The 16,211-nt window shown below is 60.2% G+C and carries 18 protein-coding genes; 7 read left to right on the top strand and 11 right to left on the bottom strand.

Annotated features, from left to right (window positions below; translation table 11 throughout):
* Both EPO09_RS02740 and pyk read right to left on the bottom strand, forming a co-directional pair.
* Nucleotides 1–327, bottom strand: a 327-nt coding sequence (locus EPO09_RS02740) for a class II fructose-bisphosphate aldolase (RefSeq protein ID WP_290639908.1), incomplete at its 3' end; no start/stop codon positions are given.
* Nucleotides 328–462: 135 nt separating this feature from the next.
* Complete coding sequence (pyk, locus tag EPO09_RS02735) at nt 463–1,893, bottom strand: pyruvate kinase (RefSeq protein ID WP_290639906.1); 1,431 nt, start codon at nt 1,891–1,893, stop codon at nt 463–465.
* 177 nt (nt 1,894–2,070) lie between these two features.
* Here pyk and EPO09_RS02730 point away from each other — a divergent pair, with 177 nt between their 5' ends.
* The 5 genes from EPO09_RS02730 to EPO09_RS02710 all read left to right on the top strand — a co-directional run bounded on the left by EPO09_RS02730 (nt 2,071) and on the right by EPO09_RS02710 (nt 7,368).
* Complete coding sequence (locus EPO09_RS02730; RefSeq protein WP_290639903.1) at nt 2,071–3,003, top strand: alpha/beta hydrolase; 933 nt, start codon at nt 2,071–2,073, stop codon at nt 3,001–3,003.
* A gap of 32 nt (nt 3,004–3,035) precedes the next feature.
* Nucleotides 3,036–4,115: an AraC family transcriptional regulator gene (locus tag EPO09_RS02725; protein WP_290639902.1), complete on the top strand. Its 1,080-nt coding sequence runs from the start codon at nt 3,036–3,038 to the stop codon at nt 4,113–4,115.
* A 211-nt stretch (nt 4,116–4,326) separates the two neighbouring features.
* Entirely contained in the window at nt 4,327–5,226 is a 900-nt protein-coding gene (locus EPO09_RS02720) for a metal-dependent hydrolase (RefSeq protein WP_290639900.1), read from the top strand.
* 40 nt (nt 5,227–5,266) lie between these two features.
* Entirely contained in the window at nt 5,267–6,136 is an 870-nt protein-coding gene (locus EPO09_RS02715; protein ID WP_290639898.1) for a metal-dependent hydrolase, read from the top strand.
* A gap of 314 nt (nt 6,137–6,450) precedes the next feature.
* The gene (locus EPO09_RS02710; protein ID WP_290639896.1) at nt 6,451–7,368 is read left to right on the top strand and encodes a metal-dependent hydrolase; all 918 of its coding nucleotides are present in this window, start codon (nt 6,451–6,453) and stop codon (nt 7,366–7,368) included.
* 86 nt (nt 7,369–7,454) lie between these two features.
* Here the strand turns inward: EPO09_RS02710 and EPO09_RS02705 are convergent, their stop codons facing one another.
* The 9 genes from EPO09_RS02705 to EPO09_RS02665 all read right to left on the bottom strand — a co-directional run bounded on the left by EPO09_RS02705 (nt 7,455) and on the right by EPO09_RS02665 (nt 14,760).
* Complete coding sequence (locus tag EPO09_RS02705) at nt 7,455–7,871, bottom strand: F0F1 ATP synthase subunit epsilon (RefSeq protein ID WP_035036739.1); 417 nt, start codon at nt 7,869–7,871, stop codon at nt 7,455–7,457.
* A gap of 86 nt (nt 7,872–7,957) precedes the next feature.
* Entirely contained in the window at nt 7,958–9,367 is a 1,410-nt protein-coding gene (gene atpD / locus EPO09_RS02700) for a F0F1 ATP synthase subunit beta (protein WP_290639893.1), read from the bottom strand.
* Between the two features lie 36 nt (nt 9,368–9,403).
* The gene (gene atpG, locus EPO09_RS02695; RefSeq protein WP_290639891.1) at nt 9,404–10,270 is read right to left on the bottom strand and encodes a F0F1 ATP synthase subunit gamma; all 867 of its coding nucleotides are present in this window, start codon (nt 10,268–10,270) and stop codon (nt 9,404–9,406) included.
* An 11-nt stretch (nt 10,271–10,281) separates the two neighbouring features.
* On the bottom strand, nt 10,282–11,835 hold the full coding sequence (atpA, locus tag EPO09_RS02690) for a F0F1 ATP synthase subunit alpha (RefSeq protein ID WP_290639889.1): 1,554 nt from the start codon (nt 11,833–11,835) through the stop codon (nt 10,282–10,284).
* Nucleotides 11,836–11,977: 142 nt separating this feature from the next.
* On the bottom strand, nt 11,978–12,511 hold the full coding sequence (locus tag EPO09_RS02685) for a F0F1 ATP synthase subunit delta (RefSeq protein WP_290639887.1): 534 nt from the start codon (nt 12,509–12,511) through the stop codon (nt 11,978–11,980).
* A 2-nt stretch (nt 12,512–12,513) separates the two neighbouring features.
* Nucleotides 12,514–12,984: a F0F1 ATP synthase subunit B gene (locus EPO09_RS02680; RefSeq protein WP_290639885.1), complete on the bottom strand. Its 471-nt coding sequence runs from the start codon at nt 12,982–12,984 to the stop codon at nt 12,514–12,516.
* 49 nt (nt 12,985–13,033) lie between these two features.
* Nucleotides 13,034–13,291 (bottom strand): F0F1 ATP synthase subunit C, encoded by a 258-nt coding sequence (gene atpE, locus EPO09_RS02675; protein WP_035036753.1) that lies wholly within the window; start codon nt 13,289–13,291, stop codon nt 13,034–13,036.
* A gap of 86 nt (nt 13,292–13,377) precedes the next feature.
* Nucleotides 13,378–14,286: a F0F1 ATP synthase subunit A gene (gene atpB, locus EPO09_RS02670; protein WP_290639881.1), complete on the bottom strand. Its 909-nt coding sequence runs from the start codon at nt 14,284–14,286 to the stop codon at nt 13,378–13,380.
* A gap of 12 nt (nt 14,287–14,298) precedes the next feature.
* Nucleotides 14,299–14,760 carry an ATP synthase subunit I gene (locus EPO09_RS02665; RefSeq protein WP_290639879.1) on the bottom strand — a complete coding sequence of 154 codons (462 nt, stop codon included), beginning with the start codon at nt 14,758–14,760 and terminating at the stop codon, nt 14,299–14,301.
* A 382-nt stretch (nt 14,761–15,142) separates the two neighbouring features.
* Between EPO09_RS02665 and EPO09_RS02660 the strand changes: the two genes are divergently transcribed.
* Entirely contained in the window at nt 15,143–16,021 is an 879-nt protein-coding gene (locus EPO09_RS02660) for a hypothetical protein (protein WP_290639876.1), read from the top strand.
* 2 nt (nt 16,022–16,023) lie between these two features.
* Nucleotides 16,024–16,211 (top strand): hypothetical protein (locus EPO09_RS02655; RefSeq protein ID WP_290639874.1); only part of this gene is annotated, 188 nt, incomplete at its 3' end.

The raw sequence follows: 16,211 nt of genomic DNA, 5'->3' as shown, positions 1-16,211 counted from the left end.
CTTCAGGGAACCGTCCATCATCACCGAGCCGAAGCCCAGGTCGATGGCGCCTTGGCAGATCGCTGGAGACTGACCGTGATCCTGGTGCATCACCAGGGGGATGTGGGGGTACATCTCGACGGCAGCCTGGATCAGGTGCTTGATGAAGGATTCGCCGGCGTACTTGCGGGCGCCAGCGCTGGCTTGCAGGATCACGGGGGCGCCGATTTCGTCAGCAGCGGCCATCACGGCCTGGACTTGCTCCAGGTTGTTCACGTTGAACGCAGGAATGCCGTAATTGTTTTCAGCAGCGTGATCCAGCAGTTGACGCATCGAAACGAGTGCCATGAAACCCCCAGGGTAAGCAGAAAAAAATGAAACGCGCAGAACAGCGTTGTTCTGCGCGTGAGAACTGGGCGGAATTCTAACGAAGCCCAGCGTGCTTACCTACCCCCAGTTTCGGGCGGAGGGGTTTGTGCCTTTTTATTTCACTTCGCACACTTTGAGCATATTGGTGCCGCCCGGGTGGCCCATGGGTTCCCCGCAGGTGATGGCGTAGGTGTCGCCCGGGCGCAGCACACCGCGCTCGACCAGCATGGCCTCGGCGTGCTTGAGCGCCTCGTCACGGTCCGAATAATTGGGGATCAGCAGGGGGCGCACATTGCGGTAGAGCGCCATCTTGCGTTGCGAAATCGGCTGCGCCGTCAGGCCGAAGATGGGCACATGGATCTTGTGACGGCTCATCCACAGCGCCGTCGAGCCGGATTCGGTCAGCGCGATGATGGCCTTGCAACCCAGGTGATAGGCCGTGAACAGGGCGCCCATGGCGATCGACTGGTCGATGCGGCCAAAGGTTGTGTTCGTGAAATCGGCGTCCAGCGACACCTCTTCGGCGGCTTCGGCGGCCTGGGCGATGTTGGCCATCTGCTCGACCGTCTCGATCGGGTACTTGCCGGCCGCCGTCTCGGCGCTCAGCATCACGGCGTCGGTGCCATCCAGCACGGCGTTGGCCACGTCCGACACCTCGGCGCGTGTCGGCACCGGGTTGACGATCATGGACTCCATCATCTGCGTGGCCGTGATCACGACCTTGTCCATGTGGCGCGCCATCTTGATCATGCGCTTTTGCAGGGCGGGCACGGCGGCGTTGCCCACTTCCACGGCCAGGTCGCCCCGCGCCACCATGATCCCGTCGGACGCCTTCAGGATAGCTTCCAGGTTCGGAATCGCCTCCGTGCGCTCGATCTTGGCGATCAAGGCGGGACGGTGCTTCCAGGGCTCGCCGGCCACATTGCACAGCTGGCGCGCCATTTCCATGTCGGTGGCGTTCTTGGGGAAGGACACAGCGATGTAGTCGCACTGGAAGCTCGCGGCCGTCTTGATGTCTTCCATGTCCTTTGCGGTCAGGGCTGGCGCGGTCAAGCCCCCGCCCTGCTTGTTGATGCCCTTGTTGTTGGACAACTCGCCACCCAGCTTCACGGTCGTGTGCACGGCCTCGCCCTTGACGGCATCGACCTTCATCACGATCAAGCCATCGTTGAGCAGCAGGATGTCGCCGGGCTTCACGTCGCGCGGCAGTTCCTTGTAGTCCAGGCCGACGCCGTTGATGTCACCGAGTTCGGTGCGGCTGGCATCCAGCACGAAAGGCAGGCCAGGCTCCAGCATCACCTTGCCTTCGGCGAACTTGCCCACGCGGATCTTGGGGCCTTGCAGGTCGGCCATGATGGCCACGACCTTGCCAACCTTGGCCGCCGCATCGCGCACGGCCTGCGCGCGGTCAATGTGGTCCTGCGCCTTGCCATGCGAGAAGTTCAGCCGCACCACATCGACACCAGCCAACAGCATTTTTTCGAGCACATCAGGCGTCGAAGAGGCTGGTCCGAGGGTGGCGACGATCTTGGTGGCACGTTGCATGGTGAGGCGCTCTGCGGTTGTCTATCTGTGTCCAGTGTCACACCAAACTCCTTCTCTTGAATGACGGAAATACGCCTCCAGATCGGATGCTTGATGCCCCCGCGCAACGACATTACACTCATCTCCATAAATTAAGCATGAAAGTAATATTGCCAAGCCATTCAGTACGGCGCACCGATGACCGAAAACCATTCCATGGTGCGCTCGCCCCATGCCGGGCCGCACGCGTTTGACTTCCCCGCTGAGACCGCCATGAAGCTCCAGACTGCTCACCGCACCATCGTCTTCTCGCACGCCAACAGCTTTCCGGCCAGCACCTATCAGGCACTGTTCGAAGCGTGGCGGCAGGCCGGCTACGAGGTCCACGCGCTGGACAAATTCGGCCACGATGCGCGCTACCCCGTCACCATGAACTGGCCCCATCTGGTCGCCCAGCTCAAGGACTTCATCGAGCGCGAAGTCGGCCATCCCGCCTGGCTGGTGGGGCACTCGCTGGGCGGGTACCTGAGCATGATGGCCGCCAGCCGCCATCCAGGTCTGGCCCAGGGCGTCGTGATCATGGATTCGCCCGTGCTGCATGGCTGGAAAAGCGCCGGCGTAGGGCTGGCCAAACGACTGGGCACGATCGACCGCGTGGTCGTACCCGCCCGCATCGCCGCACAGCGCACGAACGAGTGGGCCAGCCTGCAAGTCGCACACGAGCACTTCTCGGCCAAACCCAAGTTCGCAGCCTTCCACCCACGGGTGCTGAAGGATTACCTGGCCCACGGCACCGAAACCCACCTCGATGGCCAGTCGCGCCGCCTGAGCTTCCGCCGTGAAATCGAGTCCGCCATCTACGCCTCCATGCCGCACGACCTGCTGCAGGAGTTCCGCCGGCATCCTCATCAATGCCCGCTGGCCTTCATCGGCGGCACACATTCGCGCGAGACCCGCAAGGTGGGCATCCAGGGCATCAAGCAGTTGGTGGGGCGCAATCTGTCATGGATGGACGGCACACACCTGTATCCTTTCGAACTTCCGGAGCTGACCGCTGCAGAAGTGTTGAAATGGCTGCATCATTTCGAGGTGCCATCTCCCACCGAGGCCCGAGCACCCGTCCCTGCCTGAAAACGACCTGACCTCTGCCTCACAAAAGGCCCATGACCCCGTTGATCCCGGCTTCCAGTACCGACCAGCAGATTCCCTTCGTCACCGTGACGAACTGGGTTCGCGCAGCACGCCTGTGTGGCATCGACATCGAATCCATCTTCCGCCAGGAAGGCATCGACACGGCCAGCCTGCATCCGGAAACGTCCACGGTCTCGCGCGACACCATGCAGCGCCTCATGCAGCGCTGCGTTGAAGAAACGCGTCGCATCGGCAGCCCCAAGCACTTCCCCGTTGTGCTGGGCGAGACCTTCGCGTTCGAATACATGTCGGACGTGGAAACCTTCATCACGACCAGCGCCACCCTGCGCGATGCGACCCGCGCTCTGGAGTGGATCCCCTCGCTGATCAACCCCTACCTGACCTTCGCCCTGGCCGAGCACGGCAATGAAGCCCGCATTGCGCTGAACTTCGACGTTCCCGACGACGACATCGGTCGCACCTGGACCTTCACCGAAGGCGTGATCACGACCACGATCAAATTCAGCCGCATGCTGCTGGGCGGCCAGACCTTGATCGGGCGCATCACCATGCGCCACCCTCGTCATGCCTGGAGCGACCAGGTCGAGGCGGCCCTCCAGGTTCCCATCGAATGGGGCGCGCCCATGGACGCCCTCTGGTTTGACCGGGCGCTGCTGGATCAACCCCTGACCGGCGCCTTCCCCGTCCTGCATGAACAAGCAGCCAAACGCCTGGCCCAGAAAGTGGCCCAGCGCGTTGAAACCACGCCGGCCGAAGCCGTCGGCCACCATGGCCAGGCCCTGATCAAACAGATCGAACGCGCCTTCCACGACAAGCCTCGCCTCATGGGCCTGGGCCTGGAAGCACTGGCAGAAGAACTCGGCTTGCACGCCCGCACCCTGCAGCGGCGCCTGAAGGAAGTCAACGACAGCCACTCGGCCATCCAGGGCCGTGTGCGCTACAAACTGGCCCAGCAATGGCTGCGCCAGAACACCACGCCGATCGAAGACATCAGCGACCGCCTGGGCTTTTCCGATCGCCGCAGCTTCACCCAGGCCTTCACGCGCTGGTCTGGCGTCACCCCCAGCCAATACCGCCGCCAACACGGCTGAAGCGCGGCGCAAACACCGGAGGAGGCTCAAGCCCGTGTCCGGCATGCCGAAAACGAAACGCATTCACCGCGTTTTCCCTAGAGACGACCTGTCGCCAAACTTACCTTGATGTCGCTACGTCACATAGCGCAGATCAAGGGTCGTCCCTAAAGTCTCAACCTGTCAGACCGCCGTTGCAAGTTGTGACAGCCGGCGTCCGAGGAGACAAAACATGAGCAAAAACAAACTCACCCCGCCCCCCATCGTTCCACGCGAAAAGCTGGACTTCGATCTGGACGGCAACATCCCCAAATACTGGCTGGACAACGACCCGTTCAAGACCCGCTTCTTCGACGCCATGTCCACCCTCTTCCCCGTGGGCGAGAAGTTCTTCATCACCTGCGTGCGTGATTACAAGGATCAGATCACCGATCCCAAGATGATCGAAGACATCAAGGACTTCACCCGCCAGGAAGCGCAGCACAGCATGCTGCACACCCGCTACAACAACCGCCTCAAGAGCCACGGCATCGGCGTGGACGCGATCCTCGAAGGCCAGGAGCGCCGCCTGTTCGGCATCATCCGCCAACACTGCTCGCGTGAGTTCACCCTGGGCATCACGGCCGCCTCCGAGCACATCACCGCCATCATGGCCGACTGCTTTGTCGAGCGTCCCCACATTTTCAATGGTGCCGACGAGCGCATGCGCGCCCTCTACGTCTGGCACGCCATGGAAGAGATGGAGCACAAGGGCGTCGCCTATGACGTGCTGGTCGACATCGCCAAATCCAGCTACCTCAACCGCATCGGCTCCATGCTGCTGGTGACGGCGCTCTTCCCCTATCACGTCTTCCGCATCATGAAGCACATGCTGCAAGCCGATGGCTTCAGCAGCTGGCAGCGCACCAAGATCTGGGCCAAGGGCCTGTGGTGGCTGTACAAGCCCGGCGGCATCTTCATGCCCATGCTCGGCAAGTATTTCTCGTATCTGAAGCCCGGCTTCCACCCCTGGCAAGAGCCCGTGGTGCCCAGCTACGAACCCTGGGTGCGCCTGCTCAAGGAAACCGGTGACCCCGTCGAAGCCGGCAACCGCCTGCACGCTGATCTGACCCAAGGCATGGCCCACGCCTGAAGCCAGCCCCGTTGATTCCCACCCAAGAAGGAGTGAGATCATGAACCAATCGCCCCCGATCATTCCGCGCGAAAAGCTCGACTTCGGCCTGGATGGCGACATCCCCAAGTACTGGTTTGATAACGACCCGTTCAAGTCGCGCTTCTTCGACGCCATGTCGACCATCTTCCCTGAAGGCGAGCGCTACTTCATCTCCTGCGTGCGTGATTTCCGCGATCAAGTCACCGATCCCAAGCTCCTGCAGGAGATCAAGGACTTCATGCGCCAGGAAGGTCAGCACGGCATCGTGCACACGACCTACAACAACCGCCTGAAAGCGCAAGGCATCGATGTCGACATGCTCGAACGCATCGAGCACCACATCCTCTTCAACATCATTCGCAAGAAGGTGCCCAAGAAGATGACGCTGGCTGACACCGCCGCCGCCGAGCACCTCACAGCCATCATGGCGCACAGCTTCTGCGAAGACAAAACCCTGCTGGCCAACGCCGACCACCGCATGCGTGCGATGTACGCCTGGCACGCCATGGAAGAAGTCGAGCACAAGGCCGTGGCCTTTGACGTGATGCAGAAGGCTGCCAAGGTCAACTACTTTCAGCGCATCCTGGCGATGATGCTGGTCACGCTGGGCTTCAACATCCACGCTCTGCTGGTCACCCGCTACATGCTGAAGGTTGACCGCTTCAGCCGCTGGCAACGCACCAAAATCTGGGCCAAGGGCCTGTGGTGGCTGTACAAGCCCGGTGGGCTGTTCATGTCCCTGTTCGGTCACTACATCCAGTACTACAAGCCCGGCTTCCACCCCTGGCAAAACGGCCAGATGCGCAGCTACAAGCTCTGGCTGGACACCTACAACCGCACAGGCGACCCCATCCAGGCCGGTGAAGCCCTGTACGCCGCCGGCGCCTGAATCACCGAGGCATCTCGCGACATCTCCACGTCCATCTTTCTTTCGCGTGATGCCTCACGCGCCACCACAGACTTGAGACGGTCGCCGTCTTCAAGATCTCTGATCAAGCGCATTGCAGCCATGGTGCCCCTGGGCATCGTGGCTTTTTTTTGCGTGCGCAACGCTCCAATCGCCAAGCCGCAGTCGAGCCGGCGTCTTTGCCACTTTTGCCAGATCCGATCCGCGTGCATCCGCCACGCTTTCGCGCCCCTCGCTGGCCGGCCCTTGCGCCACATCAGTCAAGCCCATGGCACAGTCATCCGAAAGATTCAGCCATGACTGCGCAAGACCTCAGACCCACCGAGCATCTGCACGAAGCCCAGTTGACCATCACGGTCCGCGAAGGCCTGGACTTTGACCTGGATGGCGACATCCCCCGGCACTGGTTTGGCGGCGATCCCTTCAAGACCCGCTTCTTCGATGCCATGTCCACCCTCTTCCCTGAGGGGGAGCGCTTCTTCATCGCCTGCGTGCGCGACTACAAAGACCAGATCCGCGACCCTGCCCACAAGCAAGTCCTGCTCGACTTTGCCCGCCAGGAAGCCCAGCACACCAAGGTCCACAACGCCTTCAACCTCAGGCTGTCCAGTCAAGGCGTCAAGGTCGACAAGATCCTCGCCAACCAGCGCCGCAACCTGTTCGACATTGCCCGCAAGACCATGAGCAAAGGCCACACCCTGGCCATCACGGCCGCCTCCGAGCACATCACCGCGCTCATGGCCCATACCTTCGTTGAGCACAAACATCACTTTGAAGGTGCCGACCCGCGCGTACGAGCCATGTACGTCTGGCATGCCATCGAAGAAGTCGAGCACAAAGGCGTGGCCTTTGACGTCATGCAGGATGTGGCCAAGGTTGGCTACGGCCTGCGTGTGTGGGCGCTGCTGATGGTCAGCTTCCAGTTCCCGATGTTCGTCTTCCAGATCCTCAACCACATGCTCAAGGTGGACGGCTACAACCGCCTGCAACGCTGGGGGATCTGGCTCAAGGGCTTGTGGTGGCTCTACAAGCCCGGCGGCCTCATGGGCCCGCTTCTGCGCCCTTACCTCGCCTGGTACAAGCCCGGCTTTCATCCCTGGGACGAAGCCGCCCCTACCGAATTCAAGACGTGGATGCGCGTGATGCAGCAAAGCGGTGACCCGATCGCGGCCAGCGATGCACTGCGATCTCGCGTCGGATCCGCGCAGACATGAAAAAAGCCCGCGGCAAAGAGCCAGCGGGCTTTGAAGAGGAGGCTACAGCGCAGGTGATGCACCTCGCCATGGCCGTCCGAATCAGATCACTTCTTGCGCAGACGGGCAATGGCAGCCAATTGAGCCACCATGGTGGCCAGCTCGCTTTGAGCCTTGGCCAGATCCAGCTCGCCCTTGGCGTTCTGAACGGCTTCCTGAGCCAGACGCATGGCCTCGTTGGCCTTGGCCTCGTCCAGATCCTTGCCGCGGATGGCGGTGTCGGCCAGAACGGTCACGCAACCAGGCTGCACTTCCAGAATGCCGCCGGCCACGAAGACAAACTCTTCTTCCTTGTTGTCAGCGCGCTGGATACGCACGGCGCCCGGCTTGATCCGGGTGATCAGCGGTGCGTGCTTCGGCAGAATGCCGAGCTCGCCCACTTCACCGGGCAGGGACACCAACGTAGCCTCGCCCGAAAAGATCGACTCTTCGGCGGAGACAACATCAACGTGAATGGTGGACATGCTTTGTTTCCTTTAGCGCTAACAAGCGCAAAAGAGGGACAGAGCACCAAGTGATCGCGCAGCATGCCGCGCGATCACGCCGGTGATCAGGCCTTCTTGGCCTTCTCGAAGGCTTCGTCGATTGTGCCAACCATGTAGAAGGCTTGCTCAGGCAGTGCATCGCACTCGCCATTCACAATCATCTTGAAACCACGGATGGTTTCCTTCAGAGGCACATACTTACCGGGCGAGCCAGTGAACACTTCGGCCACGTGGAAAGGCTGCGACAGGAAACGCTGGATCTTACGAGCGCGAGCAACCAGGAGCTTGTCCTCGGGAGCCAGTTCGTCCATACCCAGAATCGCGATGATGTCGCGCAGTTCCTTGTAGCGCTGCAGCGTGTTTTGCACGCCACGGGCCACTTGGTAGTGCTCTTCGCCCACCACGTTCGGGTCCAGCTGACGCGAGGTCGAGTCCAGCGGGTCCACGGCGGGGTAGATACCCAGCGAGGCGATGTCACGGGACAACACGACGGTGGAGTCCAAGTGCGCGAAGGTGGTGGCAGGCGACGGGTCGGTCAAGTCATCCGCAGGGACGTAAACGGCCTGGATCGAGGTGATCGAGCCAACCTTGGTCGAGGTGATGCGCTCTTGCAGACGGCCCATTTCTTCGGCCAGCGTAGGTTGGTAACCCACGGCGGAAGGCATACGGCCCAGCAGGGCGGACACTTCGGTACCGGCCAGGGTGTAGCGGTAGATGTTGTCCACGAAGAACAGCACGTCACGGCCTTCGTCACGGAAGGACTCAGCGATCGTCAGGCCGGTCAGCGCCACGCGCAGACGGTTTCCTGGGGGTTCGTTCATCTGACCGTAAACCATCGCCACTTTGGAGTTGCTCAGGTTGTCCAGGTCCACGACCTTGGAGTCGGCCATTTCGTGATAGAAGTCGTTACCTTCACGGGTACGCTCGCCCACACCAGCGAACACCGACAGACCCGAGTGAGCCTTGGCGATGTTGTTGATGAGTTCCATCATGTTCACGGTCTTGCCCACACCGGCGCCACCGAACAGACCCACCTTGCCGCCCTTGGCGAACGGGCAGATCAAGTCGATCACCTTGATACCGGTTTCCAGCAGGTCTTGCGAAGGCGACAGTTCGTCGTACGCAGGAGCCTTGCGGTGGATAGGCGCCGATTGAGCGGCGTCCACAGGACCACGTTCGTCGATGGGCGCGCCCAGCACGTCCATGATGCGACCCAGGGTAGCCTGGCCCACGGGCACAGTGATCTGGGCGTTGGTGTTGTACACCTGGTTGCCGCGGCGCAGGCCGTCAGACGAACCCAGCGCAATGGTACGGACGATGCCGTCACCCAACTGCTGTTGCACTTCGAGGGTCAGCGTGGAGCCTTCCATCTTCAGGGCGTCGTACACCTTGGGCATCTGGTCGCGGGGAAATTCCACGTCCACCACGGCGCCGATACACTGAACGATCTTGCCCACTGTTTGCGTGTCAGCCATTTTTCGTTCCTTCAATCAATTCAAAATCTGCGTGAATCAAACCGCGGCCGCACCGGCGACGATTTCGGACAGTTCCTTCGTGATGGCGGCCTGACGGGTCTTGTTGTAGACCAGCTTCAGTTCCTTGATCACGTTGCCTGCGTTGTCGGTGGCGGACTTCATGGCCACCATGCGCGCGGATTGCTCCGACGCCATGTTCTCGGCCACAGCCTGATAGACCAACGCTTCGACATAGCGAACCATCAATTCATCAATCACTGCGACGGGGTCCGGCTCATAGATGTAGTCCCACTGGTGCGTCGTCTCGGTCTGCAGCGTGCTGGCATTGAGCGGCAGCAGCTGTTCGACCAAAGCCTCCTGCTTCATCGTGTTGATGAAGCGGGTGAAGCACAAATAGACCGCGCTGAGCTCACCAGCCTGGTAAGCGTCGAGCAGCACCTTGACCGGGCCGATCATCTTTTCCAGATGCGGGGTGTCCCCCATACCGACCACGCTCGACACCACGTTGGCGCCGATGCGGTTGAAAAAGCCAGCGGCCTTGTTACCGATCGCCACGACGTCAGCCTTGACACCTTGACCGTCGAGCTCCTTGAGCTTGTTGGTCACGGCGCGCAGCACGTTGGTGTTCAAGCCGCCGCACAAGCCTTTGTCTGTGCTGACCACGATGAAGCCCACCTTCTTGCCGCCAGTGTTGGCGATCATGAAGGGATGGACGTACTCGGGGTTGGCATGAGCCAAGTTCGCCGCGATATTGCGCACCTTTTCAGCGTAAGGACGGGCCGCACGCATGCGGTCCTGTGCCTTGCGCATCTTCGAAGCCGCGACCATTTCCATGGCCTTGGTGATCTTCTTGGTGTTCTCTACGCTTTTGATCTTGCCGCGTATTTCCTTGCCTGACGCCATGGAATGCTCCTTTAGGCGAAGGTCTTCTTGAACGCGACGATGGCCGATTGCAGTTCGGCTTCAGCGTCCTTGTCCAGGGCCTTCGAGGCTTCGATCTTGCTCAGCAGCGCAGCGTGGCTGGTCTTCAGGAACTGGTGCAGACCAGCTTCGAAGGCCAGAATCTTCTTGACGTCCACGTCGTCCATGTAGCCCTTGTTCACAGCGAACAGCGTCGCACCCATCAGGGAGATAGGAAGCGGCGAGTACTGAGCCTGCTTGAGCAGTTCGGTCACGCGAGCACCGCGGTCCAACTGCTTGCGGGTAGCGGCATCCAGATCGGAAGCGAACTGCGCGAACGCAGCCAGTTCACGGTACTGCGCCAGGTCGGTACGGATACCGCCGGACAGGCCCTTGACGATCTTGGTCTGAGCAGCACCACCCACGCGGGACACGGAGATACCGGCGTTGATGGCAGGACGGATACCAGCGTTGAACAGCGACGTTTCCAGGAAGATCTGGCCGTCGGTGATCGAGATCACGTTGGTAGGCACGAAGGCGGACACGTCACCAGCTTGGGTTTCGATGATCGGCAGAGCCGTCAGCGAACCTGTCTTGCCCTTGACGGCGCCTTCAGTGAACGCTTCGACGTAGTCGGCGTTCACGCGGGCTGCACGTTCCAGCAGACGCGAGTGGATGTAGAACACGTCGCCAGGGAAAGCTTCGCGTCCGGGAGGACGGCGCAGCAGCAGCGAGATCTGACGATAGGCCACAGCTTGCTTGGACAGGTCGTCATACACGATCAGGGCGTCTTCGCCACGATCGCGGAAGTACTCGCCCATGGCGCAACCGGAGTAGGCCGACACGAACTGCAGCGCAGCCGAGTCAGAAGCCGAAGCCGCCACGACGATGGTGTATTCCATGGCGCCAGCTTGTTCCAGCGAGCGCACGACGTTCTTGATCGACGATGCCTTCTGACCGATGGCGACGTAGATACAAGTGACGCCCTGGCCCTTCTGGGCGATGATGGCGTCGATGGCCACAGCCGTTTTACCGGTCTGACGGTCACCAATGATCAGTTCGCGCTGACCACGGCCCACGGGCACCATCGAGTCAATCGACTTGATGCCGGTTTGCAGAGGCTGCGACACGGATTCACGGGCGATCACACCAGGAGCGATCTTCTCGATAGGAGAAGTCAGCTTGGCGTTGATCGGGCCCTTGCCGTCGATGGGTTGACCCAGGGGGTTCACCACGCGACCAATCAGCTCGGGACCAACGGGCACTTCCAGAATGCGACCCGTCGTCTTGACGGTGTCGCCTTCCGAGATGTGCTCGTAGGCACCCAGAATCACGGCGCCGACGGAGTCGCGCTCGAGGTTCAGGGCCAGGCCGTAGGTGGGGACGCCGGAGGCGTCAGCGGGGAACTCCAACATTTCGCCCTGCATGGCATCGGACAAACCGTGCACGCGGACGATACCGTCCGTCACGGAGATGACGGTACCTTGGTTGCGAATGTCGGCAGCCGCGCCGAGACCTTCGATGCGGCTCTTGATCAGTTCGGAAATTTCTGCGGGATTCAGTTGCATTGCTTTGCTCCCAGTCTGGTCAAGGGCTGCACAGTGGCAAACCTCGTTGACAACGACCGGCGGTTGTCAGGAGTGGCATGAAAACCACCGGTAGGAATTGAGCGACTATTGGTTGCGTCGGTTCGGTTACCCGTACTGCGACTCAAGCCAACAGAGTGGACTTCATGCGATCGAGGCGAGCCTTGACGGAAGTGTCGAGCACTTCGTCACCCACCACGACGCGCACGCCGCCAATCAGTTCAGCGTCGAGTTCGACCTTGGCTTCCAGCTTGCGACCAAAGCGCTTTTCCAGCGGACCCATGATGTCAGCCAGCTGGGCTGCATCGATCGGGAACGCGCTGTAGATTTGCGCTTCGGACACACCCTGGCGTGCCTTGACCAGCGCCTGGAACTGCTCGACCATCAAAGGCAGAGCGGCCAGACGACCGTTTTCCAGCACAGTGCGCAGGAAGTTGGTCAAGGACGTAGCCAGTGTCACCTTGGCTGCTGCCACGATCACATCAAACACTTGGTTCGACGTAACCTTGGGATTGTCAGCCAGGGCTTGCACTTGCGGATCACGGGCGACAGCTGCCACAGCCTCAAGGGCCTGTTGCCAGGCAATCAGCTCGGCATCAGGCACAGCTTTGAACAGGGCCTCTGCGTAGGGGCGGGCGATAGTGGCAAGCTCAGCCATGATCACAGCTCCGACTTCAGGCGGCTCAGCAGGTCAGCGTGGACCTGGGCTGAAACCTCACGACGCAGGATCTGCTCGGCACCCTTGATGGCCAGGCCAGCAACTTGCTCGCGCAGCGCTTCACGGGCTTGCACGATCAGTTGCGCGGCTTCCGCCTTGGCATCAGCCACGATCTTGTCTGCTTCAGCCGTAGCACGGCCCTTGGCATCTTCGATCAGGGTGTTGCCACGCTTTTCAGCGTCAGCGATGCGCTTGGCGATTTCCTCGCGGGATTGGCTGAGCTGCTCCTGGACGCTTTTGTTGGCGTTGGCCAGCTCAAGCTTGGCCTTGTCAGCCGCAGCCAAACCGTCAGCGATCTTGCCTGCGCGCTCATCGAGGGCCTTCGTGATGGGTGGCCACACGAATTTCATCGTGAACCACCACAGGATCATGAAGACCACGATCTGCGCAATCAGCGTTGCGTTCAGATTCATGGCTCGGACCTTTCTCGGTTAATTGAAAAACTCAGTCGAGAAAGACCGATTACTTGGCCAGGTTGGCAATGAAGGGGTTCGCGAAGGCGAACAGCATGGCGATACCAACACCGATCAGGAAGGCGGCGTCGATCAGACCGGCCAGCAGGAACATCTTGGTTTGCAGTTCGTTCATCAGCTCAGGCTGACGAGCGGTAGCTTCGAAGTACTTGCCGCCCATCAGGGAGATACCGATACAAGCACCCAGAGCGCCCAGACCAATGATCAGACCGCAAGCCAGAGCGACGTTACCCAACACGATTTCCATGATTGCTCCTAAATAGAAAAGAAAGAGAGGTTAGAAAAGAAACTGAGAGAAAAAGAAGTTCAACGATCAGAGGGGGGGATAACTGATCAGTGACCTTCGTGAGCCTGACCGATGTACACCAGGGTCAGCATCATGAAGATGAATGCCTGGAGCGTGATGATCAGGATGTGGAAGATGGCCCAGGCGGTACCCGCGATGATGTGACCGATCCACAGACCAATGCCACCCAGCGACGCGAAACCTGCGGCGCCCATCAATGCGATCAGCATGAACACCAGCTCGCCAGCGTACATGTTGCCCCACAGCCGCATGCCGTGGGAAATGGTCTTGGCACCGAATTCGATCAGGTTCAGACCGAAGTTGGCGGGTGCCAGCAAAATGATGCCGACGGGGCTGTGCGCATGGAAAGGCGCCGTGAACAGCTCCTTGATCCAGCCGAACAGGCCCTTGATCTTGACGTTGTAGTACAGGCAGATCAGCAGGACGCTGAACGACATGCCCAGTGTCACGGACAAGTCAGCCGATGGCACGATCCGCAGGTAAGCGTGATGAGCTTCCAGGCCACGCGCCTCGTAGACCTTGCCCCAGATGGTGGGCAACAGGTCAAGCGGCAGCAAGTCCATGGCGTTCATGAAGAAGATCCACACGAACACCGTCAAGGCGACAGGTGCGACAGCCTTGCGCGAGGTGGCGTTGTGGATGATGCCCTTGGCTTGCGTATCAACCAGCTCGACGATCATTTCGATCGCAGCCTGGAAACGGCCAGGCACGCCCGACGTGGCCTTGCTGGCAGCACGCCACAGCATGAAGACAGCCAGCAGACCCAGCAGACCGGACCAGAACAACGAGTCGTAGTTCCAGTAAGAGAAATCGGCGATCTGCTGCTTCGCATCGAAGTTTTGCAGGTGGCGCAAGTGGTGATTGATGTATTCACCAGCCGTTGGCGCGTGGTGCGCGGCGTTTTCAGCCGTCGCGGCGTGTGCATCAGCAGACATCAGCAACTCTCGTCAAACAAAATTCTTCTTGCGACGCTGCCATACAAGCAACGCCACCCCAATGACTTTCAAGCACAACACCAGGGTCACCAACATGGCAGCCCAGTTAAGCGGCTTGATCCATACTGGCGCCAGCGCGAGCATCGCACCAGTCATTCCCAGCTTGAGGATCTCCCATACAAGAAGACCCCCCACGCTGCGCCCTGCATTGCGCCCGAACACCCCACGCGCCATCAGCGCATTGGGCACCACCGCCACTGCAGCCCCATACAAAGAGGACACAGCAGAGATCGAACTACCTGACAGGACGCCCCAGACCAGCGCGACCAGCACCCCGAACGCAGCCTGAATGGCCAGCACATGCCACACGGACATGGAGGGGTGCCTTGCAGAAAGGGCTTGCGCTTCTTCCCGCGTCAGCGGCCGGACAGGGAGGTCGTCATCTTTGTTCCAGTCAGAGTCGTCAAAGGACATGGCAAACAGCGGCTGTCAGGTGACGGGACTCGTCTCAGGGCACAAAAACGCCGACCCCGGCGTCGGCAAAACCTAAAGATTATACGCACTTACCCGTGAACAGTCCAATCCTTAGTTGCTCGCTTGTTTGAAACACCCCCCTCAGGCACGGGTGCACCCGCGACAAATGAGTCGCCGACGAACCACACCCCCGTATTACCCCTAGCGTTAGATACCCCTCATATAGGTGTCGCACTGGGGCAAGCACTGTGTCGGACAAATCACGCCACAGGCATGCTTCGTTACAAGTTATCGAACAAATTCAATTCAGGTCTCACCCCGCTATTCGAAGTGGGGTTGGGGCTTGTGTTTTCTGAAGCCCGGTGCTCAGGTGGAGTCCAGCATGTCATCAACGGCGAAAAAAGAGAAAGTCAGCACGTTCTTCCGTCCGATCAAATCCGTGACGGTTGGCAACATCAAGCAGATGTATGACATCTACGCCAGCTACTACGAAAACACTTCGCTGGACATCTTCCTCAATGATCTGAGCAAGAAGTCGGGCGTGATCCTGGTCACCCGCAAGTCGGACGACAAGATCGTGGGCTTCTCGACGCAGACTTTTTTTGATATCACGGTCGATGGCAAGCGCGTGCGCGGCATCTTCAGTGGCGACACCATCATCGAGCAGGCCTACTGGGGCAACAACGCGCTGGCCAACACCTTCTATCGCCGCCTGATCATCGAGCGTATCAAGCGCCCCTTCACGCCGTTCTACTGGTTCCTCATCTCCAAGGGTTACAAGACCTATCTGTTGATGACGAACAACTTCTACAACTACTACCCCAAGGTGGACGGCAACCGCGGCGGCCGCAACGAGCGTTATCACAACATCACGCAGGCCTACTGCGAGGCGCTGTTCCCTGAAGCCTTCGACAAGGAAGCCATGCTGCTGGACTTTGGCCAGGAGTACGTGCGACTGAAGGGCGATGTCGCCGACATCACACCAGAACTGAAGGCCGCCAACCCGCACATCGCCTTCTTCGAAAAGGTGAACCCTTCCTGGCGCCGTGGCACGGAAGTGCCCTGCCTGGCTGCGTGCGACTATGAAAGCCTGTTCCGCTCCATCGTGGATGTACCCTGGAAGTGGATCAAGAAGCACATGCTGGGCACGCACAAGCCTGCCGGGCTGGATATCGCCAAGCAGCACGCCATGCAGCAAAACCGCCAGGAATGGCTGGAGCCTGACGCTGAACAAGCCAGCGCAGGATCCAAGGCTTCCTGAGCATGGGCGTCGGCACCACACTCGGACACCAACTTCTCAAATTGCTTGTCGCCCCCGGGCGGCGTCGTTTTGAACAGCACCTCGGCGAACTGGAATCGGTCCAGCGCGCGCGGCTTGCCCGTTGGCTGTCTGCCGCATCTCGCTCACCTGAGGGCCAGCGTCGACATATCCGCGCTGACTGGTCGTGGGA

It is taken from the genome of Aquabacterium sp., assembly GCF_004297345.1.
GTDB lineage: Bacteria > Pseudomonadota > Gammaproteobacteria > Burkholderiales > Burkholderiaceae_C > Aquabacterium.
Note: the sequence above shows the minus strand (reverse complement) of the source record. Positions and strands in the feature narration are given on the sequence as shown.

Coding starts and splice junctions, on each gene's coding strand:
- EPO09_RS02680 (WP_290639885.1), bottom strand. CDS start 12,984: ATGAATCTGAACGCAACGCTGATTGCGCAGATCGTGGTCTTCATGATC.
- EPO09_RS02725 (WP_290639902.1), top strand. CDS start 3,036: ATGACCCCGTTGATCCCGGCTTCCAGTACCGACCAGCAGATTCCCTTC.
- EPO09_RS02715 (WP_290639898.1), top strand. CDS start 5,267: ATGAACCAATCGCCCCCGATCATTCCGCGCGAAAAGCTCGACTTCGGC.
- EPO09_RS02730 (WP_290639903.1), top strand. CDS start 2,071: ATGACCGAAAACCATTCCATGGTGCGCTCGCCCCATGCCGGGCCGCAC.
- atpB (WP_290639881.1), bottom strand. CDS start 14,286: ATGTCTGCTGATGCACACGCCGCGACGGCTGAAAACGCCGCGCACCAC.
- atpD (WP_290639893.1), bottom strand. CDS start 9,367: ATGGCTGACACGCAAACAGTGGGCAAGATCGTTCAGTGTATCGGCGCC.
- EPO09_RS02660 (WP_290639876.1), top strand. CDS start 15,143: ATGTCATCAACGGCGAAAAAAGAGAAAGTCAGCACGTTCTTCCGTCCG.
- EPO09_RS02685 (WP_290639887.1), bottom strand. CDS start 12,511: ATGGCTGAGCTTGCCACTATCGCCCGCCCCTACGCAGAGGCCCTGTTC.
- EPO09_RS02665 (WP_290639879.1), bottom strand. CDS start 14,760: ATGTCCTTTGACGACTCTGACTGGAACAAAGATGACGACCTCCCTGTC.
- EPO09_RS02710 (WP_290639896.1), top strand. CDS start 6,451: ATGACTGCGCAAGACCTCAGACCCACCGAGCATCTGCACGAAGCCCAG.
- atpA (WP_290639889.1), bottom strand. CDS start 11,835: ATGCAACTGAATCCCGCAGAAATTTCCGAACTGATCAAGAGCCGCATC.
- atpE (WP_035036753.1), bottom strand. CDS start 13,291: ATGGAAATCGTGTTGGGTAACGTCGCTCTGGCTTGCGGTCTGATCATT.
- atpG (WP_290639891.1), bottom strand. CDS start 10,270: ATGGCGTCAGGCAAGGAAATACGCGGCAAGATCAAAAGCGTAGAGAAC.
- EPO09_RS02720 (WP_290639900.1), top strand. CDS start 4,327: ATGAGCAAAAACAAACTCACCCCGCCCCCCATCGTTCCACGCGAAAAG.
- pyk (WP_290639906.1), bottom strand. CDS start 1,893: ATGCAACGTGCCACCAAGATCGTCGCCACCCTCGGACCAGCCTCTTCG.
- EPO09_RS02705 (WP_035036739.1), bottom strand. CDS start 7,871: ATGTCCACCATTCACGTTGATGTTGTCTCCGCCGAAGAGTCGATCTTT.